General features: G+C 61.0%; 20 protein-coding genes. 10 read left to right on the forward strand and 10 right to left on the reverse strand.

All coding sequences use genetic code 11. The features are described from left to right. Positions 1-165: 165 nt before the first annotated feature. Both ACQY6C_RS08850 and ACQY6C_RS08855 read left to right on the forward strand, forming a co-directional pair. Complete coding sequence (locus ACQY6C_RS08850; protein WP_427967720.1) at positions 166-2,640, forward strand: TonB-dependent receptor; 2,475 nt, start codon at positions 166-168, stop codon at positions 2,638-2,640. Between the two features lie 175 nt (positions 2,641-2,815). Further along, positions 2,816-4,285 (forward strand): aldehyde dehydrogenase, encoded by a 1,470-nt coding sequence (locus ACQY6C_RS08855; protein WP_427967723.1) that lies wholly within the window; start codon positions 2,816-2,818, stop codon positions 4,283-4,285. Here the strand turns inward: ACQY6C_RS08855 and ACQY6C_RS08860 are convergent. The 3 genes from ACQY6C_RS08860 to ACQY6C_RS08870 are packed head-to-tail and all read right to left on the reverse strand — an operon-like array spanning position 4,280 to position 5,900. After that, a complete protein-coding gene (locus ACQY6C_RS08860) occupies positions 4,280-5,023 on the reverse strand; it encodes an SDR family oxidoreductase (protein ID WP_427967725.1) in 744 nt (247 codons plus the stop codon). The genes ACQY6C_RS08855 and ACQY6C_RS08860 overlap by 6 nt on opposite strands. Before the next feature lie 3 nt (positions 5,024-5,026). Further along, positions 5,027-5,491 carry a nuclear transport factor 2 family protein gene (locus ACQY6C_RS08865; RefSeq protein ID WP_427967728.1) on the reverse strand — a complete coding sequence of 155 codons (465 nt, stop codon included), beginning with the start codon at positions 5,489-5,491 and terminating at the stop codon, positions 5,027-5,029. Positions 5,492-5,510: 19 nt separating this feature from the next. After that, complete coding sequence (locus tag ACQY6C_RS08870) at positions 5,511-5,900, reverse strand: nuclear transport factor 2 family protein (RefSeq protein WP_427967731.1); 390 nt, start codon at positions 5,898-5,900, stop codon at positions 5,511-5,513. A 77-nt stretch (positions 5,901-5,977) separates the two neighbouring features. On the opposite strand from ACQY6C_RS08870, the gene ACQY6C_RS08875 reads away from it, so the two are divergent. Genes ACQY6C_RS08875 through ACQY6C_RS08895 form a run of 5 tightly spaced genes read left to right on the forward strand, consistent with a single transcriptional unit; the run spans position 5,978 to position 11,450 of the window. Further along, positions 5,978-6,832 carry a hypothetical protein gene (locus ACQY6C_RS08875; RefSeq protein WP_427967734.1) on the forward strand — a complete coding sequence of 285 codons (855 nt, stop codon included), beginning with the start codon at positions 5,978-5,980 and terminating at the stop codon, positions 6,830-6,832. Further along, a complete protein-coding gene (locus ACQY6C_RS08880) occupies positions 6,829-9,024 on the forward strand; it encodes a PQQ-dependent dehydrogenase, methanol/ethanol family (protein ID WP_427967736.1) in 2,196 nt (731 codons plus the stop codon). The genes ACQY6C_RS08875 and ACQY6C_RS08880 overlap by 4 nt, the downstream gene beginning before the upstream one ends. Before the next feature lie 13 nt (positions 9,025-9,037). Continuing rightward, positions 9,038-10,624, forward strand: coding sequence for an FAD-binding protein (locus ACQY6C_RS08885; RefSeq protein ID WP_427967739.1), 1,587 nt, complete (start codon positions 9,038-9,040; stop codon positions 10,622-10,624). Next, complete coding sequence (locus tag ACQY6C_RS08890; protein ID WP_427967741.1) at positions 10,621-11,061, forward strand: c-type cytochrome; 441 nt, start codon at positions 10,621-10,623, stop codon at positions 11,059-11,061. Before ACQY6C_RS08885 ends, ACQY6C_RS08890 begins: the two co-directional genes overlap by 4 nt. Further along, the gene (locus tag ACQY6C_RS08895; RefSeq protein WP_427967777.1) at positions 11,061-11,450 is read left to right on the forward strand and encodes a twin-arginine translocation signal domain-containing protein; all 390 of its coding nucleotides are present in this window, start codon (positions 11,061-11,063) and stop codon (positions 11,448-11,450) included. The genes ACQY6C_RS08890 and ACQY6C_RS08895 overlap by 1 nt, the downstream gene beginning before the upstream one ends. A gap of 8 nt (positions 11,451-11,458) precedes the next feature. Here the strand turns inward: ACQY6C_RS08895 and ACQY6C_RS08900 are convergent, their stop codons facing one another. The 3 genes from ACQY6C_RS08900 to ACQY6C_RS08910 all read right to left on the reverse strand — a co-directional run bounded on the left by ACQY6C_RS08900 (position 11,459) and on the right by ACQY6C_RS08910 (position 14,373). Then, positions 11,459-13,024 carry a class I adenylate-forming enzyme family protein gene (locus tag ACQY6C_RS08900; RefSeq protein ID WP_427967744.1) on the reverse strand — a complete coding sequence of 522 codons (1,566 nt, stop codon included), beginning with the start codon at positions 13,022-13,024 and terminating at the stop codon, positions 11,459-11,461. Positions 13,025-13,040: 16 nt separating this feature from the next. Then, a complete protein-coding gene (locus ACQY6C_RS08905) occupies positions 13,041-13,877 on the reverse strand; it encodes a beta-etherase (protein WP_427967747.1) in 837 nt (278 codons plus the stop codon). Between the two features lie 76 nt (positions 13,878-13,953). Beyond that, entirely contained in the window at positions 13,954-14,373 is a 420-nt protein-coding gene (locus ACQY6C_RS08910) for a MarR family winged helix-turn-helix transcriptional regulator (RefSeq protein WP_427967750.1), read from the reverse strand. Positions 14,374-14,450: 77 nt separating this feature from the next. On the opposite strand from ACQY6C_RS08910, the gene ACQY6C_RS08915 reads away from it, so the two are divergent. The 3 genes from ACQY6C_RS08915 to ACQY6C_RS08925 all read left to right on the forward strand — a co-directional run bounded on the left by ACQY6C_RS08915 (position 14,451) and on the right by ACQY6C_RS08925 (position 17,745). Continuing rightward, on the forward strand, positions 14,451-15,266 hold the full coding sequence (locus ACQY6C_RS08915) for a CmcJ/NvfI family oxidoreductase (protein WP_427967753.1): 816 nt from the start codon (positions 14,451-14,453) through the stop codon (positions 15,264-15,266). Positions 15,267-15,331: 65 nt separating this feature from the next. After that, a complete protein-coding gene (locus ACQY6C_RS08920; RefSeq protein ID WP_427967756.1) occupies positions 15,332-16,801 on the forward strand; it encodes a carotenoid oxygenase family protein in 1,470 nt (489 codons plus the stop codon). After that, positions 16,798-17,745: an SDR family oxidoreductase gene (locus ACQY6C_RS08925; protein ID WP_427967759.1), complete on the forward strand. Its 948-nt coding sequence runs from the start codon at positions 16,798-16,800 to the stop codon at positions 17,743-17,745. Before ACQY6C_RS08920 ends, ACQY6C_RS08925 begins: the two co-directional genes overlap by 4 nt. Before the next feature lie 46 nt (positions 17,746-17,791). Here ACQY6C_RS08925 and ACQY6C_RS08930 read toward each other — a convergent pair whose 3' ends face one another. From ACQY6C_RS08930 to desA, 4 genes are read right to left on the reverse strand one after another with little or no spacing between them, the layout of a single operon-like run. Continuing rightward, positions 17,792-18,304 (reverse strand): DUF3237 domain-containing protein, encoded by a 513-nt coding sequence (locus tag ACQY6C_RS08930; RefSeq protein WP_427967762.1) that lies wholly within the window; start codon positions 18,302-18,304, stop codon positions 17,792-17,794. Between the two features lie 13 nt (positions 18,305-18,317). Continuing rightward, positions 18,318-18,719, reverse strand: a complete 402-nt coding sequence (locus ACQY6C_RS08935) for a nuclear transport factor 2 family protein (RefSeq protein ID WP_427967765.1) — start codon at positions 18,717-18,719, stop codon at positions 18,318-18,320. A gap of 1 nt (position 18,720) precedes the next feature. Continuing rightward, a complete protein-coding gene (locus ACQY6C_RS08940) occupies positions 18,721-19,437 on the reverse strand; it encodes a nuclear transport factor 2 family protein (protein WP_427967768.1) in 717 nt (238 codons plus the stop codon). 25 nt (positions 19,438-19,462) lie between these two features. Next, positions 19,463-20,857 (reverse strand): syringate O-demethylase, encoded by a 1,395-nt coding sequence (desA, locus tag ACQY6C_RS08945; protein WP_427967771.1) that lies wholly within the window; start codon positions 20,855-20,857, stop codon positions 19,463-19,465. Between the last annotated feature and the right edge of the window lie 48 nt (positions 20,858-20,905).

A 20,905-nucleotide genomic window follows, 5' to 3' on the forward strand; every position in this document is an offset into this window, starting at 1 on the left:
CGAAGCAAACACTATCAGATGTGACCTTTTAGCATCAGGTTCGCCGAATGCGAGCCCTGTCTGAAACTCGTACGCACGAGGCGACTTGCCAACGCGCAATTCGTATGCATTACTAACAATTGATATCGATATGCCTTGGAATGAGGTGACGATAGGGGAGAGGAAATGAAGAGCTATCGACAGGAAAAGTCTGCCCGAATTGCGCTTGCAATCGGCGCATCAGCTATCGCGCTGGGCATTGGCGCCCCGGCATTTGCGCAGGACGAAGGCGCCGACACCGCGAGCGCGCCGGGCAACAATGTCATCATCGTGACGGCGCAGTTTCGCGAACAGAACATTCAAGACACTCCGCTTGCGATCACGGCGATCACCGCCGATGCAATCGAAGCAAAGAGCCAAACCAACCTCGCTCAAGTCGCAGATACAGCCCCCAATGTGGCGATCCGCCCGCAGGGCGCGAGCTTCGGCCCTTCGGTAACAGCTTCCATTCGCGGCGTTGGCCAGAATGACTTCAACCCGGCCTACGAACCGGGCGTGGGCATCTATATCGACGATGTCTATTATCCGCAGTTGACGGGAGCGATCTTCGACCTGCTCGATGTCGAGCGGGTTGAGATCCTGCGTGGCCCGCAGGGCACCCTCACCGGGCGTAACTCGGCTGGCGGCGCTATCAAGTTCTATTCCAAGAAGCCCAATGGCGATGGCTCGGGCTTTCTGGAGGCAAGCTATGGTTCGCGCGATCGGATCAGCCTGCGCGGAGCCGCGGATTTCGGGATTACCGACACGCTGGCGATGCGCGTTTCCGGCGTGTTCAAGGAACAGGACGGCTATGTCGACCGGATCGATTATGGCTGCGAGAATCCGACAAGCGGCATTCCAGCCACCACTTCGGGCAATTGCGTCCTCAGCAAGCTGGGCGGAGTCGGCTATGAGGCGCTTCGCGGTATCCTCGCCTGGACACCCACCGACCGGATCGATCTTACGATCAGCGCCGATTATGTGAAAGACGAACGCACGATTGCAGGCGAAGTCCTGCTCAGGACTGGCCCGGTGTGGAATCCCTCAACCGCGGTCAATGGCGTTACGCTGAGCGATGACTTCGTTTGCGGCAAATACTGCAACTACTCCACGACCGGCCAGCCCGGGGTCACGGCCGACTTCATCTTCGCGCCTGGCTCGGTGCTTGAGCCCACTTCCGGTACTGACCGCAGCGAGTATAAGGGTTGGGGCGTTTCGGCGAACCTCTCGATCGAACTTGCTGACTGGATCCAGCTTACATCGATCACCGGATATCGCGAGTTCGACACCGAGTTCTATACCGATGACGATCTGACACCGATCAACACCAATTTCGGCCGGAACTTCCTTGCAAACGAGAGCTTCAGCCAGGAATTGCGTCTGAACATGGAACCGGCAGACGGCGTCAATATCACGCTCGGCGGATATTACTTCGAGCAGGATTCGGTCTATGATTCCTTCCAGGACATTCGTTATGTCCCGGTCTTCCCGCTACAGTTCCGCCAGCCTGACCCGACATCCGCCGACGCCTATGCGCTTTTCGGCAATCTGAGTTGGGAACTGACTGACGCACTCACGCTGAATGCCGGCTTGCGCTATACCGATGAAAGCAAGCAGCAGACCTATTACCGCTACAACCTTGACGGCGTCACGATCAATCCGTGGCTGGACCTGATCGGTGCGGTCTATGGCGAAGGCTACAGCGGGCCAGACACATTGGACGTCAATGGCAATGGGGACACGACGGATATCGTCACCGCATTGTCCGGGCTTACTGCAAAATACTCTGCCGACCGGCTCGATTACCGCGTGGCGCTCGACTATCGCTGGTCGGACTCATTCCTGACCTATGTGTCGGTCGCAACCGGCTTCAAGGGCGGCGGTTCGAACCCGCGTCCATTCAATCCAGGTCAGGTGATTTCATTCCAGCCGGAGAAAGTCACCGCCTATGAGATCGGCTTCAAGAGCGATTTCGCAAATAATCGAGTGCGCCTCAATGCAGCGGCTTTCCTCAACGATTACACCGATCTGCAGGTGCCGGTACTGGCCTGTCCGGACAGCCCCTGCGCCGCACGCCTCAATGCGGGTGACGTTGAAGTCTACGGCTTCGAACTCGAGCTCACGGCAGAACCGGTTGACGGGTTCAATCTGGATGCATCGCTTAGCTATATAGATCAGTCGATCGATGCGGACAGTCTCGATCCGAGCGCGGCTGTCCCTCCATTCGGCAACAACCCGGCTGGCGTCGATCCCGGCGACCCTCCCAATGTACCGAAGTGGAAGTTCAACGTGGGTGCCCAATACCGCGCCGAACTCGGAAATGGCGCTGGTACTATTACGCCGCGCCTCGACCTGTATCACCAGGCCAAGCAGTATAGCGGGCCGGATACCTCGGGCGCGACCCGTGGCCGTACATTCCTGCCCAGCTTTACCACGCTGAATGGCCGGATCACCTGGTCCAACGCTGACGAGGACCTCGATATCTCGCTGGAGGTGACCAACATCACCGACGAGTACTACTATCTCAGCCGGTTCAACCTGCTGGGTGCGGGCGCCGGCTTTGACAAGGCGCTGCCTGCTCGCCCACGCGAATGGGCCGTCTCGGTCAAGAAGCGCTTCTGATATTCGTCGCGGACGAATTGGGGGAGAGGGCGGCTCGCAAGGGCCGCCCTTTCTCGTTTCGGACGCGGTCCATGCTTGTTTCTGACAAGGATCGGCGATTGACCTGACGCCGCTTCCGGCGCATTCTAATCATAACGATTGTTAGTGTTATCGCTTACTGCGAGTTGGAGAGAACATGCTGCCACAAGGCGTTTCGATCGCGCATCCCGACAAGCTCTATATCGGAGGCGAATGGGTCGCGCCTCAAAGTGGCGAGACGATCGAGATCGTTTCACCCAATAGCGAGCAGGTGGTGGCACGTACCGCCGCAGCCGGACCGGCCGACATGGATTCAGCCGTGGCAGCGGCACGGCAGGCCTTCGATCATGGGCCCTGGCCGCGCATGGCCCCCGCCGAGCGCATCGCCACGTTCCGCAAGCTTGTCGACCATCTGCGACCGCGTGCGGAAGAACTTGCCAAGGCATGGACCGCACAGGTGGGCGGGCTGGCAAGCTTTGCCGGCCCGATGCATCTGGGATCGATCGCCACTCTCGATCAGATCGCTGGCTTCGCCGAGAACTTCGAATTCGTCGAACAGCGTCCAAGCACCGGTGCCGAAGTGGGCCTTATAGCGCATGAGCCGGTCGGCGTGGTGGCTGCCATCGCTCCGTGGAACGGCCCCTTCGGTATCATGGCCAACAAGCTCGCCTATGCGCTTCTCTGTGGCTGTTCTGTAATCATGAAGCCTTCGCCGGAAACGCCGCTCGAAGCCTATATATTGGCAGAGGCGGCCGACGTAGCGGGCCTGCCACCCGGCATCGTAAACCTCGTCCCTGCCGATCGTGAGGCGAGCGACCATCTGGTCTGCAATCCTGGCGTGGACAAGGTCAGCTTCACCGGATCGACCGTCGCCGGAAAGCGCATTGCCAGCGTCTGCGGCGAACGGATTGCGCGCTGCACGCTGGAGCTGGGCGGCAAGTCCGCCGCCATCATACGCGACGATTTTCCAACCGAAGCCGCCGCCGGACTGCTTGCCAATACGATTACGATCATGAGCGGCCAGGTCTGCGCCATGTTGAGCCGCGCCATCGTCCCTCGCCACCGGCATGACGAAATGGCAAAGGCGATCGCGCGCGAAATGGGCAAGATCCGGATCGGGCATAGCGACGATCCCGAAACGCAGCTCGGCCCGCTGGCGATGAAGCGCCAGCTCGAGCGCGTCGAGAGCTATATCGCAGATGGCAAGCGCACGGCTGACCTGGTTTACGGCGGCAATCGCCCGGCCCATCTCAACTCAGGCTATTTCATCGAGCCGACGCTGTTCGCCAATGTCGATAACTCCAGCCGTATCGCGCAGGAGGAGATCTTTGGTCCGGTGCTGAGCCTGATTCCCTGCGAAGACGAGGAAGACGCGATCCGCATCGCAAACGATTCGAACTTCGGGCTTAACGGATCAGTCCTGACACAGGATGTGAATGCGGCGTACCGCATCGCTCGGCAAATCCGCTCTGGCGCAGTTGGTCAGAACGGTATGCGGATGGATTTCGGCCTACCCTTCGGTGGCTTCAAGCAGTCCGGCATCGGGCGTGAAGGCGGGCCGGAAGGGCTGCTCGGCTATGTCGAAAGCAAGACCATCCTGATGGATGGTATGCCTTCCGAGTTATAGCAGCTCCACGCAGCCACCATCGACATAGAGATCCACGCCGTTAATGAAGCTCGCTTCGTCGCTGGCGAGGAATAGCGCCGCTCGCGCCACCTCTTCCGGCGTGCCCATACGCCCGACCGGCACAATCCCAGACAGCATTTCGCGCACGCCCGCGATTTCCTCTTCGCTTGCATCGCGCTTGAATATCTCCGTTTCGGTCGGGCCCGGGCTGACCATATTGACGCGGATTCGACGCGGCAGGAGTTCCTTGGCGATGATCCGCGCCGCCGCTCTCAGCCCGGCCTTCGCGGCCGCATAGGCAACATTGCCGGGCACTGCCGTCATCGAACCGATCGAACCCGTGATGACGATCGAGCCGCCATCGCGCATCAATGGCAAGGCGCGCTGGATTGCGAAGAAGGCGCCGCGCAGATTGACCCGATGGATACCGTCCCAGAACTCTTCGGTCACGTCCTCGACCGGAGCAAAGCCGCCGATCCCGGCATTGACGAACAGCACGTCGATCCCGCCCAGCTTGTCCTCGATCTCGCGCATGGCCGCATCCATCTCGGGGATAGACGCCAGGTCTGCCTTGATCCCCAGCGCTTCGGTTTCCAGCGCTGCCTGGCCCAAGGTTTCCCGATTCCGGCCCGTCAGCGCGAGCATCGCGCCATCCTCCCGGAACATTCGCGCCGCCGCCAGCCCTATCCCGGCATTGCCACCCAATATGACAACGCATTTTCCGTCAAAGCGGCCCATGGCTCAGAACATCCCATTGTCATTGGCGGAAGTTTCAGGGACCGGTTGCACCACATCCCAGTGCTCCATCACCTTGCATCCATCGACCCGCAATATGTCGACCACTGCGATACCGCGGTCTTCGGCGCCGAACTGACCATGGGCGCGCACCGCCACCAGATCGCCGTCGGCAATGACGCGCTTGATCTGGTAACGGACATTCGGGTTCGAAGCGAAGAAGGGCTCCAGAAACGCAATGGCAGCGTCTCGCCCGGTCTTCGCCATCGGATTGTGCTGGATATAGCCGGGATCGACCCAGGTTTCGAAAGCGCCGCGCACATCTTTCTCAATGTAGAATTGCGTCATGAACCGCGTGACGACCTGCTTCGGCGTGAGATCGCAAGTGGCGGCGGCTGATTGGACCTGCTGAGCGTTCGCCGTGCAAGCGCCAAGCGCCAGGGCAGCCATGATCGGGGTGGCAATTCTCATCAATGAAGGTCTCCTCGGCTCAAAACATCGAGTTGGAATTGGGAGAATCCTGAGCGACTTCCTGAATCACATCCCAATGTTCGGCGATCATGCCTTCTTCCAGGCGGAAGATGTCAACAACGGCAAAACCTGTATCCCCCGGCCAGCGTTTCACCTCGACATGCACGATCACATGATCGCCATCGACAAAGGCGCGGTGGATCGTCTGTTTGGCATCGGGCGAATCCTCCGCGCGCGCGTCGAGCCAATCCTTCAGGGCTTGAACGCCCGGCTCCGCCAGGCTGCTGTGCTGGATGTAATCGGGCGAGATGTACTGGTCCACTGCCGAGGAATCGAGCGCCATCAATACGTCCCGATACATTCCCATCACATGCTCGAGATTGGCAATTTCCTGCTCGTTGCGAGCCATTTCGAATCTCTCCCTATTGTAACTATTGTTAGTATGTGTAACCAGTATGGCGAAGTCTGTGAAGGGAGAGACGCAGCGTGAATCGGGAAGCACTCTACGCGGTGCTCGAAAGCTATCTTGCGGCATTGGCCTGCAAGGACGCGAGCGCGGTGCCGTGGGCATCCGACGCGCGCCATTCAGAAAACAACGTGATGCTCGAACCGGGCGACGGCGTTTGGCAAACGATTGAGCGCTTGGGCGATTACCGGCTGATCTTTGCCGATACCAGGACCGGCGGCGTCGGATATTTCGGTACCGTCATCGAACCACGCGAGGAATCGGCATTCACCTTGCGGCTGAAGGTCAACGATGCGGGCGAAGTGACCGAATCCGAAATGGTTATCGTCCGCAATTCGGATAGCGGGCTGGTACTCCCCAACCCTCGATTCTGGACCAAGCCGATTCTCGAGGCCGATGCCGAAGCGCCGGTTTCACGCGAGGAGATGATCCGGCTTTCGAATGGCTATTTCGAAACGCTCGAGCTCAATGACGGCGAAATCCACACCAGGTTCCACCCGGATTGCGATAGGGTCGAAAATGGCTTTCAGTCGACCAACAATCACGAAGCCGACTTTATGCCCACCACCCGCATGGGCTGCGAAGAACAATTTGCACTCGGCTGGTATCGCTATGACGACCGCTTGCGCGGAAGGCGCTTTCCACTGGTGGACGAGGAGCGTGGCATCGTGCTGGCGCATGGCTTTATCGACCATTGCGGCGCGCTCGACCGTTACCAGCTCACCAATGGCGAGTCGGTCGATAGCTTCATTCGCCGTCCGCACACCTTCTATCTGGCGGAAATCTTCAAGATCGATCACGGCATGATCCGCCAGATCGAAGCGAACTTCATCACCGTGCCCTATCACATGAAGAGCCCGTGGGACGGCCAGTGAAGCGCTTTGCAACCCTTGTGCTGGCTGCCTTGCTGGCGGCTTGTTCGGGCGGAGCCGATCCGGCCCCTCCGCAGCAGGAGGTTGCGGGGTCCAACTGGACCAATCCTGGCGGCGACGCGGGCAAGACACATCATTCCTCGCTGACGAAGATCGACAAAGACAATGTCGGAAGCCTTGGCCTCGCTTGGCAGGCGGAACTGGGCACCAATCGCGTGCTTGAAGCGACCCCGGTGGTCTTGGACGGTGTAATGTACACCAGCGGCGTGGCCGGCCGCGCCTATGCCTTCGATGCTGCAACGGGGGAGGAACTGTGGCGCTTCGAACCCGAAGTCGACATGCAGGTCAATCGCACGGTCTGTTGCGACATGGCCAATCGCGGCGTCGCCGTGGCGAAAGGCAAAGTCTATGTCGCCGCGCTTGACGCGCAGCTCTACGCACTCGACGCCAGGACCGGCGAAGTCGTGTGGAAGGCCGATACGGTCGAAGATCCCAAACGGGGGATCAACTCCACCGGCGCGCCTGAAGTCGCCGGCAGTGTGGTGGTGATCGGCAATGGTGGCGCGGAATATGACGTGCGCGGCTATGTCAGCGCCTACGACCTCGACAGCGGCGAGTTGAGATGGCGGTTTCACACTGTTCCGCGCGACCCCAGGCTGGGCAGGCAGGATCACCCCGACCTCCAAAAAGCGGTCGAAACCTGGGATCCCGACAGCCGCTGGGATATTGGCGGCGGCGGCACGCCCTGGGACGCGATCAATTACGATCCCCTAACCGGTTATGTCATCGTCGGAACCGGCAATGGCGGCCCTTACCACACGGCGAAGCGCAGCCCGAAAGGGGGTGAGCAACTCTACCTTTCCTCGCTCGTCGCGCTTAATGCCAGGACAGGCCGCGTCGCCTGGTATTATCAGGAGACGCCGGGCGACAATTGGGATTTTACCGCCACTCAGCCGATGATCCTCACAACGATGGATATCGGCGGCGAGAAGGACCGCCCTGTACTGATCCATGCACCGAAGAACGGCTTTCTCTACATATTCGACCGGCGCAGCGGCGAATTGCTGAGTGCAAAGGCGATCGTGCGGCAGAACTGGAACAAGGGAATCAATCCCCGAACGGGCAAGCCGATACCCAATCCCGATGGTGCGGATTATTCCACCGGACCGAAGATCGTCTTCCCCGCCACCCCCGGTGCGCGCAACTGGCATCCGGGCAGCTACGATCCGGCAAGTGGCCTCTACTTCGCACCGGTGCAGGACATGGGCAACCTGATGTTCATGACGCCGGGCCAGAAGCCCTTGCGTTCCAAGGCGATCAACAATGACGCTGCGCTGGTCTTCTCACCCGATATCGAAGCGGCGCTCCCCACCCTGCCCCCTCCGATGCAGCAGGCGGTTCGCGCGCTGCCGGCGTTCAAGGAAGTCCTGAAGAAGCCCTATTCGTCAGAGCTGCGCGCGATCGATCCGGTCAGCGGCGAGACCAGATGGGCCGTGTCGATGGACGGATGGCAGGATCGCGGCGGCGTTCTCACCACCGCATCTGGCCTCCTGTTCCAGGGCAATCTGGCGGGGCAGTTGCGGGTCTTCGACATGAAGGACGGAAAATTGCTCAAGAGAATCGAGACAGGCACCTCGATCCTCGCCGCGCCAATGACCTATGAAGTCGATGGTGTGCAATATGTCGCGGTGATGGCGGCCTGGGGCGGCGGCGGATATCCCTATGTCCCGCGCTACTCGGCGGCCTACAAGCGCGGCAATCAGGGCCGGCTGCTGGTGTTCAAGCTGGGCGGCACCGACGTGCCGATCCCCGCCGAACTGCCCGTGCTGGAAGTAGCGCCAGAGCCACCCGCGCAGGCCCCCGGCGTCTCGCCCGAGACGATCGCGCATGGGCAGCAACTGTTCTTCTCGGTCGGCTGTGCGCTGTGCCATTCGAACCAGCACCGCTCGATCACGCCCGATCTCAGGCGCATGCAGCCCGGCACGCATGAGGCTTTCGATCAGATCGTGCTCGATGGCCTGCTGTCCGCAAACGGCATGCCGCGCTGGGACGACATTCTCACCAAGGGCGATGCGGCAGCGATCCATGCATGGCTGATCGACACACAGGCCAGGACGCGCGCTGACGAACTGGAAAAGCAGAAACGCGGGATATCGCTCGACACACCGAGCCTGGCGATCCTGTCGAACTATTGAGAGAGACAAGCCGATGGAACTTACGCTTCCCCCACGCATCAGCCCCGCGCAATTCGACAGCGCTTTACGCGCCTATGAAGGCGTGGTCGGCAAGGACTGGGTGCTGGCATCGGATCAGGACCGTGACGCCTATTCGGACATCTATGCGCCCGGCCCCAAGGAACAGTGGCCCGCTTCTGCCGCGGTTGCGCCGTCCTCGACTGAAGAAATCCAGGCCATCGTACGGCTGGCCAATGAGTACAAGACGCCGCTCTGGCCGGTCTCGCGCGGCAAGAACCTGGGCTATGGCACCGCCGCCCCGCGCATGGCCGGATCGATTGTGCTCGATCTGTCACGCATGAACAAAGTCGAGTCCTTCGACAGCCAGCTTGCCTATGCGGTGATCCAGCCGGGCGTGAGCTACTTCGACATGTACGAACATCTGCAGCGCAACAATTCCAGGCTGTGGATGAGCGTGCCCGGCAATGGCTGGGGTTCGGTATTGGGCAATGCTCTCGATCACGGAATCGGCTACACGCCCTATGGCTTGCATGCGAGGAACCTGTGCGGCCTGGAAGTGGTGCTGCCGTCGGGCGAAATCATGCACACCGGCATGGGCGCTATGGAAGGCGCCAAGGCCGCGCATCTCTTCCCACTCAGCTTCGGTCCCGACTGGACGCAGATGTTCACGCAATCGAACATGGGCGTTGTCGCGAAGTCCGGCCTGTGGCTGCAACCCGAACCCGAAGCCTCGGTCAATCTCTCGATCAGCATTCCCGAAGAAGACGATATCGGCTGGGTGATTGACGTCATCACGCGCCTCAAGCTCGCCAATGTCGTCACGCAGAACGTCTTCATACCGAGCTGGCTGGGCAAGATCGTCATCAAGGGGCAGCGCAAGGATTTCTGGGACAAGCCGGGCGCAATTCCCGAATGGCGCGTCAAGGAACTGCTCAAGGAGCACAAGCTCGGTTACTGGGGCCCGCAACTGCGGCTCTATGGCAATGAGGATGTGCTCAAGGCGCAGGTCGCCGTCGTCAAGGCGGCCTTCAAGCAGCACACAGACAGCCCGATGGAAGAGCATTGGTGGCGGCAGGGTGACGAAATCCCCTACAATCCGGTCGACAATCCGACGATGGGAATCCCTTCCGCAGTCGCTTTGCAGATGGGCGACTGGGTCGGCGGGCGCAGCGGACACATGGGCTTTTCGCCTGTCGTCCCTGCGACGAGCACACATGTGATGGATCAGCTCAAGCGCAGCCGCAAGATCATCGCCGATCACGATGTCGATTTCTACGCCAGCTTCACTGTCAGCGGTCGTTTTGCGACCAATATCAACATGTTGATGTTCGACCGGGACAATTCGGAACAGGTCGCCAATATTCGCAGGTTGTTCGGCACGCTGATCGAGGAGACGGCGAAGGCGGGCTATGGCGAATACCGCACCCACCTCGGCTGGATGGACGCGGTCAACCAGACTTACGATTTCAACGACGGCATTCAGCGGCGGCTGAACGAGACTGTAAAGGACGCAATCGATCCCAACGGCATCATAGCGCCGGGCAAGCAGGGCGTTTGGCCATCGGCCTATCGCAATCAGAGAGCGGAGGGCCGGGCATGAGGAAACTGACCCTGTTTTCGCCCGCCGCAATCGCCGCAATCACCATGCTCGCCGCATGTTCGGGTGGGTCGGAGGACCAGCAGCAGGCCCAGGCAGGCGGTCCGCCGCCCGACCTCAAGCCTTTCGTGATGCGCGAGGAACTGCCCCAAAGAGACCGGCTCAAGGCTTCGATCAGCGACGGCGAAGCGATCTTCTCAAACCGCTGCGGCTATTGCCATCTCGAGGGCGGGATGGGCACGAACCTGCTCACCAAACAGCAGATGCTGGCTGGCAATCCGCCGCAGATGGGCCTGCTCGCCAATCGCGAGGATCTGACCGCGGATTACGTCAAATCGGTCGTGCGCAACGGCAAGGTGGCCATGCCACCAATCAGCCGCACCGAAGTGACCGATGCAGAACTGAATGCGATCGCCTCTTACCTCGGGAAGGGCAAGTGATGCGGATCGACCGGCGAACCATGCTGAAAGGCAGCACCGTTGCCGGTGCAGCATTGGGCGTTCCCGCTTCGCAGGTCGTGCTCGCGCAGGAGAGTCGCCTGGCGATCTACGACAGCCGCATCCCGGAAAGTGCAGGCTTCGCCAATAGTCTCAAGGGCGAGGCAGGTCTGATCGACATCGCCCATGCCGATGCCAATGGCTGGCCCATGCTGCGCGGTGATTTGCCCAAGGCGCAGGTGATCGAAGGCCTGACCGGATGGAGCGACTGGGTTGCGATGCGCGGCGAGTTGGAAGCGCGCGGCTGGCGCTTCCAGCGCGACGATCAGGCACCGGCGCCGATTTCAGGCAAATCGCATTTGTTCCGCTGGACCCTCAAGATTCGGACCTAGCGCCAGCATCAATTCACCGCGCGGATAGCATCGCCCCAGAATTCCGCCCGCATGGCTTTCTTGTCGAACTTGCCGACCGCCGTGCGTGGCAGCGCATCGCGGAAATAGACATGCTTGGGCGTCTTCACGCTGCCCAGCGTGGCCTTGCAATGCGCCTTGATCGCGTCCTCGCTTGGCGCATTGGCAGGATCGACCACCACCAGCGCCGTCACCGCTTCACCCCATTTCTCATCCGGGATGCCGATCGCCGCGCATTCGCGCACGCCGGGAACCTCAGTCACCGCAGCTTCGACTTCGGTGCAGAAGACGTTGAAGCCACCCGTGACGATCATGTCCTTCTTGCGGTCGACGATGTAGTAGAACCCGTCTTCGTCGCGCCGCCCCACATCGCCGGTGTGATGCCAGCCATGCACCCAGGTTTCCGCGTTTACTTCGGGCAGTTCGAAATAGCCCGCGCCAACGAGCGAACCGCGCCCGACGATCTCGCCCACTTCGCCGGTGGGCACGATATTGCCATCATCGTCCATCAGCTCGACGCGCACCGAATAGGTTGCCCGTCCGCAGCTCGCCAGCCGCTCAGGGTGGTCGCCCGCGGCAGCGGCGGCCACGACTTCAGGCGAGAGCCAGGTGGTGACGAGATGAAACTCGGTCTGGCCATAGCTCTGGCACATGACCGGGCCGAAGGCTTCGACCGACTCCTTCAGCTTCTCGGGCGAACAGGCCGACCCAGCGAGCAGGAAATAGCGCAAGGACGAATAGTCGAAATTGCGCACATCGTCGCGCGCCAACAGCGTGTAGACAGCGGTGGGCGGCAGGAAGGTGTGCGTGACGCCAAATTCGCCAATCGCCGCCATGAACTCGTCTGCATGAAAGCCGGATTGGACCACCACCGTTGCGCCCATTGCGATGCCCGCCATGGTGAACGGCCCCGCCGCATGGGTCAGCGGCGCGGTCGCCAGGAACACCGGATGTCCTTCGACCGGCATGATGTTGCCAATCGTCTCCAGCATTGTGCCCCAGCTTCGGTTGGGCACGCAGACACCCTTGGCAGGTCCCGTGGTCCCACCCGTGGCGATCAGCGCGACAAGGTCTTCGCCATTGCCGGTCGGATTGCCTGCGTCGGGCACAGGCGGCGCACCTTCGGGCCGCATGAAATCCGCCAGCGAAGGCGTATCGCCATCGGCCTGGTCGAGGCACACGAGATGCTCGATCGTCGGCACCTGTTCAGCTACCTGCATGGCCTGCTCGCGTTCCTTCGAATGGTAGAACAGCCAGGCCGCGCGGACATACTTCAGGTACTGGATATTCGCGTCGAGCGCATTGCGCGTATTGACCGGAATCCATGTCGCATCCGCCCGCCACAGACCCAGCATGACCATCAGCACTGTGGGATCGTTGGGCGACATGATCGCCACGCCCTGCTGCTTCTCAAGACCTGCATCCTGCATGGCACCAGCGATGCGATGCGTCAGATCCTGCATCTGCGCATAGGAGATGCGTCCCTGATCGGTAATCAGCAGATCGCGATGGGGATGCAGCGCCGCCTGCTTGTCGAAATAGTCGATATTGCGCATTGCCTGCGTCCCTGTCTCAGTTCTTGCCTGCGAGACGCGCGGTTTCTGCCGCAGTCGATTGCGGCCCGGTATTGCGGCTGACCAGGCCGGATACGAGCGTCGGCCCCTTGGCGAAGGGTTCGGGATCGCCTTCGCGCAGTTTGAGACCGAACAGCGGGCTCATGCCAGGAATACGGCCCAGTCCACCGTAAAGGTCGAAGCCGCGATCGATCCAGTCGCGCAGCGGTTCGTCATCCGTCATTGGCGGGACGTCCGCGACACTGGCGGCCCACAGGAAGACGCAGAGCGCGCGGTAATCGGCATAGCTCGGGCTGTCGCCGCCGAGCCATTTCTTGTCGGCCAGAATGCCGCGCAACAGATCGAGCTTCGGCAAGACTTGCGGGAACACTTCTTCGCGCCCCTTCACGAGCTCTTCCATCGGCGCGCCCCACATTCTGAGGCGCGATTCGACGATATAGTCGATATCCTCCGGCTTGCAGCGATCGCGGTATTGAACCGAAAACGCGCGCGCCCACGGGCCGACAACAGTCTGCCACAGCCAGGCTTCGAGGAATTGGGTGAGCGCCTTGACTGCCGGATCGCCGATCAGAGTCGGGCGGTCAGGGTATTTTTCGTCGAGATATTCCGCGATCAGCCAGCTATCGAGAACCCATTCGCCATCATCGACGATCGCGGGCAAGCGCTCGCTGCGCCCGCCAGTCCGCTCCATGATCCCGGTAAAACCGCCATCGACCACGTCCAGATCGAAGCCCTTGTGCTTGAGCGCATATTTGGTCGCCCACACGAATGGGCTGGTGGTGCAGCCGCTCGCATGTTGCAGGTCATAGAAGGTGATTGTGTTGTTCGCCGCCATGAAGGGCCCTCTCCGCTACCCATGATTGTTTGTGTTGCTTACACTAACATTTGTGAGAGATTTGCCCAGCGCAATTTCACTCGATCAGGGCGCGCAGAGCGGGAATGAAATGGTCGCGATGTTCAGCTGGGATGCGTTCGAGCAGTTCCTGTTCGAACCGGTCGATGATGGAGAATGCCTCGGCCAGGCGCTTTTTCCCCTTCTCGCTCAGCACGATAGCCTGTGACCTTCGGTCGAGCGGCTTGCGCATGACCAGCCCATCGGATTCAAGCCGCGACAGGATCGGGACCATATTGGCGCGCTGGATATCAAGCGCTCGCCCGATCTGGCTGGCGGTGAGTTCGTTCTCGCCGCCGATCAGGATGAGCACCGTTGCATCGGTTACCCGCAGCCCGACGCTTGAAAGGCGGTCACGAAGTTCGCCCATCATGGCATTGGCGGAGCGGCGCAACAGGTAGCCGGGAAGGATAGTTAGCGGATTGTCTGTCTCAGGCATTCAACTACCTTACATTGCAACCGCCCATAATGCTATTCGCCATAGCAATATCTGTCCGGCTTGAAGGGAGATGGCGCGTGACCAAGGAAGTTATTGAGGGCATTGAACGAGCCGAGATCGCCTATGCCGCGAAGACGGATTTCCGGCAGCGCTATTACGCAAATGACCACCACCGGGACACGGTGGTCGTCGCTCCCAAACGGATGCCGATCGCAAACGGGCGGGAAATGAGCCTCGATCTCGACCGCGAAGGCGCGATCCTGGTCCAGCACCACAGCATGGTGGAGGATTTCGAGAACCGCGAGGAAGTGGCGGCGAAGCATCCGACAGAGATCGTGGCGCTGCTGCTCGAACACACTGGCGCGGACGAAGTCCTCGTTACCAGCCCCGGCATCCTGCGCTTCAGCGAGAAGTCAGGCCGGGCCGGCAGTTCGGACAATTCCAACCCGGCGCGCTTCGCCCATGTCGACACTTCGCGTGAGACGGCGCGTAGCTTTGCCGAGGCGAGCCTGCCGGAAGGGCGGAAGCTGGCCCGCTATGCGCATTACAACGTCTGGCGAGCGTTTTCCGGCGCGCCGCAGGATGTCGGGCTTGCCATTTGCGATGCCGGATCGGTGGATGAAGCCGATCTCCTCACTGCCGATGCGATTTTCGATCCGCCCGGAGGGGCGCCCGAGTGGGGCTTCGATTCCTATCTGCTCGCCCACAATCCGGCGCATCGCTGGTTCGCCTTTCCCGACATGACTCGCGACGAAGCGATCATCTTCAAGACCAGCGATTCGCAATTTCACAACCCCGCCCCGCATGTGGCCTTCGACAATCCCGCCGCGCCGCCAGATGCCCCGCCGCGCGCCAGCATTGAAATGCGGGCCGTGGCCTACTGGTACGCTTGAGCGCTCTTGCCAATCGCCCCGGCACAGCCCATAATTCTAACAATTGTTATTATATGGAGAGGGCAATGGCTGCGTTTCCGCAGATCCCCGACTATATGGGGCTTAATACGCCGCAGGGGCAGGAATACCGGATCGACAATCTGGACGTGACGGGCAGGATCCCGGCGGAAGTGAACGGCACCTTCTTCCGCGCGGTGCCGGACCCGGCGTTCCCACCCTTCATGGAAGACAGCGCCGCAAGCCTTGCGGGCGACGGGATGCTATCCGCCATCCGTTTCGAGAATGGCGCGGTCAGCATCCAGAACCGCTATGTCGATACCGCTCGCCATAGGGCCGAAGTGAAAGCGGGCGAGGCTCTGTTCGGCAAATACCGCAACCCCTTCACCGACAAGCCCGAAGTGCAGGGGATGGACCGCACCGTGGCCAACACCACGCCGGTCTGGCACGCGGGGCGGCTGCTGATGTGCAAGGAAGACGGGCGCCCCTATCGCGTCGATCCGGTCACGCTCGAAACGCTCGGCAGCCATGATTTTGGCGGCAAGCTCCAATCCGAAACGATGACCGCGCATGTGCGGGTCGATCCCGAAACGGGCGAGATGTTCGCCTATGGCTATGAAGCGGATGGTCTCGCCTCGAAGAAGTTATCCTATTTCATCACCGGGCCCGACGGCGCGCTGAAGAAGGAAGTGCTGTTCGACGCGCCCTATTGCTCGATGATGCATGATTTCGCCATTAGCGAGAATTACGCGCTGTTTCCGATCTACCCCACCACTTCCTATGTCGAGCGGATGAAGGAGGGCGGCGACCACTGGTATCACGAACAGGACTGGGACAGCTGGCTTGGCGTCATGCCGCGCTATGGCGATGCGTCTGACGTCAAATGGTTCAAGGGGCCGAAGGGCGTCCACTGCTTCCACATGATGAACGCCTGGGAAGACGCGAACGGGATGCTCCATTTCGACCAGTGCCTGTCTGACAGCAACGCCTTCCCCTTCATCCGCGCGGCTTCGGGTATCGAGATGTCGATGCAAGAGCTGAACGGGCGGCTGGCGCGCTGGACCGTCGATCCCAGGGCCGACGGCGGAGAAGTCGTCGAGACTGTGATCGGCCCTCCCGGCGACTTCCCGGTGATCCCGGCGGCCAAGCAGGGTCGGCCCTATGACCATGCCTGGATGCTGACGATGGACCCGCAGATGCAGGGCCCGCCTGTGATGGGCGGCCCGGTCGGCGTGATGTTCAACCTGCTGATGCGGCTCGACATGCGCGGCGGCCCGCCGCAGGCCTATGCGCCAGGGCCGGGCTATTGCTTCAACGAGCCGGTGCATGTCCCCTCGAACGAGGAAGGGCACGAGGGCTATCTTCTGACCGTGGTCGACCACCAGACGGGGCCGGACGACTACGAACATGGCTGCTGGATCTTCAACGCGGGCGATATTGCCGCAGGGCCCATCGCCAAGGTCGCGATCCCGCGCCGCCAGCGTGTGCAGATCCATGGCTGGTGGGTTAGCCGTGAGAAACTGGATTCAGCCGTATGACCAGTGGCAGGGGCAGGATCGTCATCACCGGGGCCTCGGGCCAATACGGTTCCTCGCTGACCGACAAGCTCGTCTCGCAGGGGTGTGCGCAGAATTTGATCCTCATCACCCGTTCGCCCGCAAAGCTGGCGGATCGCGAAATGCAGGGCTGCACCGTGCGCTATGGCGATTTCGACAAGCCCGAAACGCTTGGCCGCGCGATCGAAGGCGCGGAAAAGATACTGCTCATCTCCGGCACACGGGTCGGTGCGCGCGTGATCCAGCACAAGGCAGCAATCGATGCAGCAGCAGCGGCAGGCGTGCGCCATATCGCCTACACCAGTTTCATCGGGATCGACGATCCCGGCAACCCGGCGGAAGTGCGCCACGACCATATCGAGACCGAGCGGCTCATCCGTGCGTCCGGAATGCAATGGACCATGCTGCGCGATGCACATTACGCCGATGCCATGATCCTGATGGCCGGGCCGGGCGTGATGCAGACCGGCAAGTGGATCAGCAACGCTGGCGAAGGGCGCGAAGCCATGGTTTGGCGAGAGGATTGCGTCGATTGCGCTCTCGCGGTGCTCACCGGCTCAGGCCATGAAGGGCAGACCTACAATATAACTGGGCCCGAACTTCAGAGCTTTGCCGAAGTGACCGCGCTGATGGCGGAAATCACAGGCGTGCCGCTCGAATACGTCGCGGTCGACGATGAAGCGCAATATGCCATGTTCGATGCGATGGGCATCCCGCGCCGCCCGGTGGACGACCAGTCGGTCAAGGGCATCCCATGGAACTCGGACGATATGGTCAGCTTCGGACAGGCGATCCGCGAAGGTTTTCTCGAGGTTTGCAGCAAGGATGTCGAGCGCCTGACGGGTCGGCCGGCGCGCAGCACGCGCCAGATGATCGAAGAGAATGTGGAGATGCTGCGCGCGGCGGCTCTGGCCTCGCCCTCGTAAACAGTCGCGCTACCCATCTCGCGATTGGCCGACTCGATCTCCTGCTTCAAGTCAGTGCATAATAGCGCACGAAATTGCCATCGGCCCTGCGCTCGCCGACGCCGATAAAGACGTGGCGCGTCATCCAGTCATGCTTGCCCTTCGGCGTTTCGAAAATGGGCTGAGCGCGCAAGTAATAATCCGCGTGGTCGACCGGCGGACCGTCTTCGAAGGCCCAGGCCCGCAGACGGGCCATCGCATCCGGCGTTCGGCCCCAGAGATAACCGCGGTTCTGCATATAGATCAGCGTGCCGTCATCCACCTCGAGCAAGTAGCGCGCATCGAACACGGCGGTGTCGTCGTCGCGGAAATGAGCATAGTCACCGCCCGAATTGGGGACGGCCCTGCCGCTGATCGCCGGGCCTTCGAAGCGTCCCTCGTCAACCAGCACGGCGGAACGGAAGCCACCGTCGTGCACATTCGGCACCTGGAAGACGCGGGTGAACTTCAGCTGGCATTCGAAGGCGAACTCCAGATGCGGCTTGTCCATGGTCGAAAGGGTGGTGAGGTCGATGCTCATGCGGGCCCATCCTTCAGTCGGCAAAATCGAGGCTTCCACGCCTTTCGCTGAAACGCCAACCTTGATCGGTCAGCACCAGCCTGTCTTCGTAGCTGCCAACCAGCGGAGCGGATTTTTGCTCCAGGAAGAGCAGGATCTGGCTGCGTGCCGTGGCCTGCTCGCCCTCGCCCACATCCACGCGAATATTGGCGACCACATGGCGCGACGCGCGCGGCGGACGCGCCTTGAAAGCAGCCAGGATGGACTCGCGTCCTTCGATGAAATCGTCCGGCGCGGTGGGCCGGCTCATCCGCCCTTCCGGCACGTAGGTCGATGCGAGCTTGTCCCACTCGCCTGCATCGTTGAGCGCGACATATTCGACGAGGAGCCGCTCGATCGCACGTTCATGCAGCAGGCGCTCCAGGGGTTCCATCATCCTAATCCTTGAACCCTTCGCGCGCCCTGCTGTTGTCGGGCACGATCGGCTCGCCCGTCACTGGGTGCGGATAGGGGAATGGCACGATATCGGTGGCCGGCCACAGGCGCGGCGTAGGCTGGATCAACTCGTCCGGGCCGAGCGGATCGCCCGGATAAAGTTGCGCTTCGGTCGCCATGGGTATGAAGTCGAGCGGCGTCCTGGCCCAGCCATCTTCGAAACTGCCGTGCCAAAAGGGAAAATAGCCCAGCCGCTGGATCTTCCATACGCCGTTTTCGCGGACATAGCGATTGTCATAGAGCCCGCCTTCCCACCAGGCGCGCTGCTGGCCCTCGGCGGTTTCATGCAGGCCAGCCTGCATCATCGAGCGCCCACGGACGGTCGCCGTCTTGCGATCATCCGCCACGTCGATCACCATTTGCAGCTGCGGATGGTCGAGCAGCCAGCCATAGCGCGGGCCGTTGTGCCCTTGCGTGAACTGGGTCTGGAAGCGCTCGATATAGAGCCGCCGCACACCGGCCTTGCCTTTGTAAACGCCGCCGAGGAACCACACCTCGCCATCTTCCGAAAACAGGTCAACGCATTCATTGTATTGCGATTTATCGATGAAATAGCCGTAGGTGTATTGCACCTTGCGGATCTGCTCGATGTCTTCCTGAATGCCCAGCTTGTGTTCAAGCTGCTCCACTCGCGCGGCCAGCGCTGCAACGTCAGTCATTTCTCTCTCCCGATTGGACTGGCGATCAGTCGGTCTGGTTGCGCCAGCTGGGCGCATATTGCGTACGTGCGACTTCCGAATATGGCACGGGCGCGACCACGCCAGTAATCTTGACCTGCTTGTGCTTTTCGACGGTTGGCTTGCTGGTGCCGCCATCGGGTTCGCCCCATACGAGCTCGACTTCGGTGCCCGGCTCGGCAACGCTCTCATCGACCATCGCCAACGTCAGCATCTTGCCTTCGTTCGCGGTGTAGCCGATCCAGGTGGAAAGGCCGACCAGCTCGCCGTCTTTCTCGACCCGGTCGAACGGGTGCATCGAATAGACCGCGCTGGGGAACTCCATATATTTTGGCCGCAATTCACCCTTGCCGAACTGGCCGTAGATCACTTCGGAAACCGAAGCATCGTCGAGCGCAATGGTAACCTTCCTGCGATGCGGGCCATCGGCCATTTTCTCCAGCGCCTCGCGGCCGATGAAGTCATGGTCAAACTTGACGAAGAAGCCATATCCCAGATCCCACGGCGTCAGGTAATAGCCCTCGACGCTCTCGGGCACATAGCTGCCGCCGATCGAGCATTTGGATTCATAGTCGTTCTCGCTCAGCCAGTCGCGATAGTCCTGCATCGAATCGCCGGTGTAGATCGCGGGCAGCGGCGACGGGATCCAGCCCGATTCGAGCGTGTTGGATGAATAGGTGCGTCCGCCGACCAGCCGCATTCCGTGCTTGCTGCCTGCTTCGACCAGCGCCGCATGGACTGCATCGCGATCTTCCCACGGCCCCATCAGCTCATAGCCGGGCTGGCCGGCCATGCCGTGGCGTAGCGCGTGAACCTGCTTGCCGCCGATCTCCATCCAGCACATGTTAAAGAACTTCAGCTCCGGCGCGGGCTTGCCCGTCGCATCTTCGATCACCTTGTTCGAGTTGGGGCCCTGCACCTGATAGCGGTAATGGCGGCGATTTTCGGGATCGGGCCGTGCCGCGGTGCGCTCGTCATAGGTGACTTTCACGTCTTCGCTTGTCTTGTCCGCATGGTAGCGAATCCAGTTGAGCGTAGGTGCGCGGCCGACCAGATTGAAGGTGTTTTCCGCGAGGTAGAACAGGATCACGTCGCCGATCACATAGCCTTCGGGCGTGACCGGCACGAACTGTTTGGCCTTGTCGACCGTGAAGCCCTTGAAGCTGTTGATGCCCAGCCGATTCAGGAACGCGAGCGCATCGGGCCCTTCCACCATGAGCTCCGCCATATGGTAGGATTGGTTGAACAGCACACACGTCTCGTTCCAAGCACGCTGTTCGTCGCGCCAGTTCGAGAATTCGGCAGGGACGCCAGGGTACACATTCGGTCCAACCTGCTGATTCCGAAGAAAAGTTACGAGGTTGCCTGCGCCGGACAGCACATCGGTAAGGCTCTTGGTCATGCTAAAAATCTCTCCCCAAAGTCCGTGCAGGACTCACTTGCGAAGCTG

The organism is Altererythrobacter sp. (assembly GCF_050299635.1).
Lineage (GTDB): Bacteria > Pseudomonadota > Alphaproteobacteria > Sphingomonadales > Sphingomonadaceae > Erythrobacter.

What these genes read in the sequence shown, in the direction of transcription:
- ACQY6C_RS08850 (WP_427967720.1), top strand. Translation starts at nt 166, where the DNA reads ATGAAGAGCTATCGACAGGAAAAGTCTGCCCGAATTGCGCTTGCAATC.
- ACQY6C_RS08855 (WP_427967723.1), top strand. Translation starts at nt 2,816, where the DNA reads ATGCTGCCACAAGGCGTTTCGATCGCGCATCCCGACAAGCTCTATATC.
- ACQY6C_RS08860 (WP_427967725.1), bottom strand. Translation starts at nt 5,023, where the DNA reads ATGGGCCGCTTTGACGGAAAATGCGTTGTCATATTGGGTGGCAATGCC.
- ACQY6C_RS08865 (WP_427967728.1), bottom strand. Translation starts at nt 5,491, where the DNA reads ATGAGAATTGCCACCCCGATCATGGCTGCCCTGGCGCTTGGCGCTTGC.
- ACQY6C_RS08870 (WP_427967731.1), bottom strand. Translation starts at nt 5,900, where the DNA reads ATGGCTCGCAACGAGCAGGAAATTGCCAATCTCGAGCATGTGATGGGA.
- ACQY6C_RS08885 (WP_427967739.1), top strand. Translation starts at nt 9,038, where the DNA reads ATGGAACTTACGCTTCCCCCACGCATCAGCCCCGCGCAATTCGACAGC.
- ACQY6C_RS08890 (WP_427967741.1), top strand. Translation starts at nt 10,621, where the DNA reads ATGAGGAAACTGACCCTGTTTTCGCCCGCCGCAATCGCCGCAATCACC.
- ACQY6C_RS08895 (WP_427967777.1), top strand. Translation starts at nt 11,061, where the DNA reads ATGCGGATCGACCGGCGAACCATGCTGAAAGGCAGCACCGTTGCCGGT.
- ACQY6C_RS08900 (WP_427967744.1), bottom strand. Translation starts at nt 13,024, where the DNA reads ATGCGCAATATCGACTATTTCGACAAGCAGGCGGCGCTGCATCCCCAT.
- ACQY6C_RS08905 (WP_427967747.1), bottom strand. Translation starts at nt 13,877, where the DNA reads ATGGCGGCGAACAACACAATCACCTTCTATGACCTGCAACATGCGAGC.
- ACQY6C_RS08910 (WP_427967750.1), bottom strand. Translation starts at nt 14,373, where the DNA reads ATGCCTGAGACAGACAATCCGCTAACTATCCTTCCCGGCTACCTGTTG.
- ACQY6C_RS08920 (WP_427967756.1), top strand. Translation starts at nt 15,332, where the DNA reads ATGGCTGCGTTTCCGCAGATCCCCGACTATATGGGGCTTAATACGCCG.
- ACQY6C_RS08925 (WP_427967759.1), top strand. Translation starts at nt 16,798, where the DNA reads ATGACCAGTGGCAGGGGCAGGATCGTCATCACCGGGGCCTCGGGCCAA.
- ACQY6C_RS08930 (WP_427967762.1), bottom strand. Translation starts at nt 18,304, where the DNA reads ATGAGCATCGACCTCACCACCCTTTCGACCATGGACAAGCCGCATCTG.
- ACQY6C_RS08935 (WP_427967765.1), bottom strand. Translation starts at nt 18,719, where the DNA reads ATGATGGAACCCCTGGAGCGCCTGCTGCATGAACGTGCGATCGAGCGG.
- ACQY6C_RS08940 (WP_427967768.1), bottom strand. Translation starts at nt 19,437, where the DNA reads ATGACTGACGTTGCAGCGCTGGCCGCGCGAGTGGAGCAGCTTGAACAC.
- desA (WP_427967771.1), bottom strand. Translation starts at nt 20,857, where the DNA reads ATGACCAAGAGCCTTACCGATGTGCTGTCCGGCGCAGGCAACCTCGTA.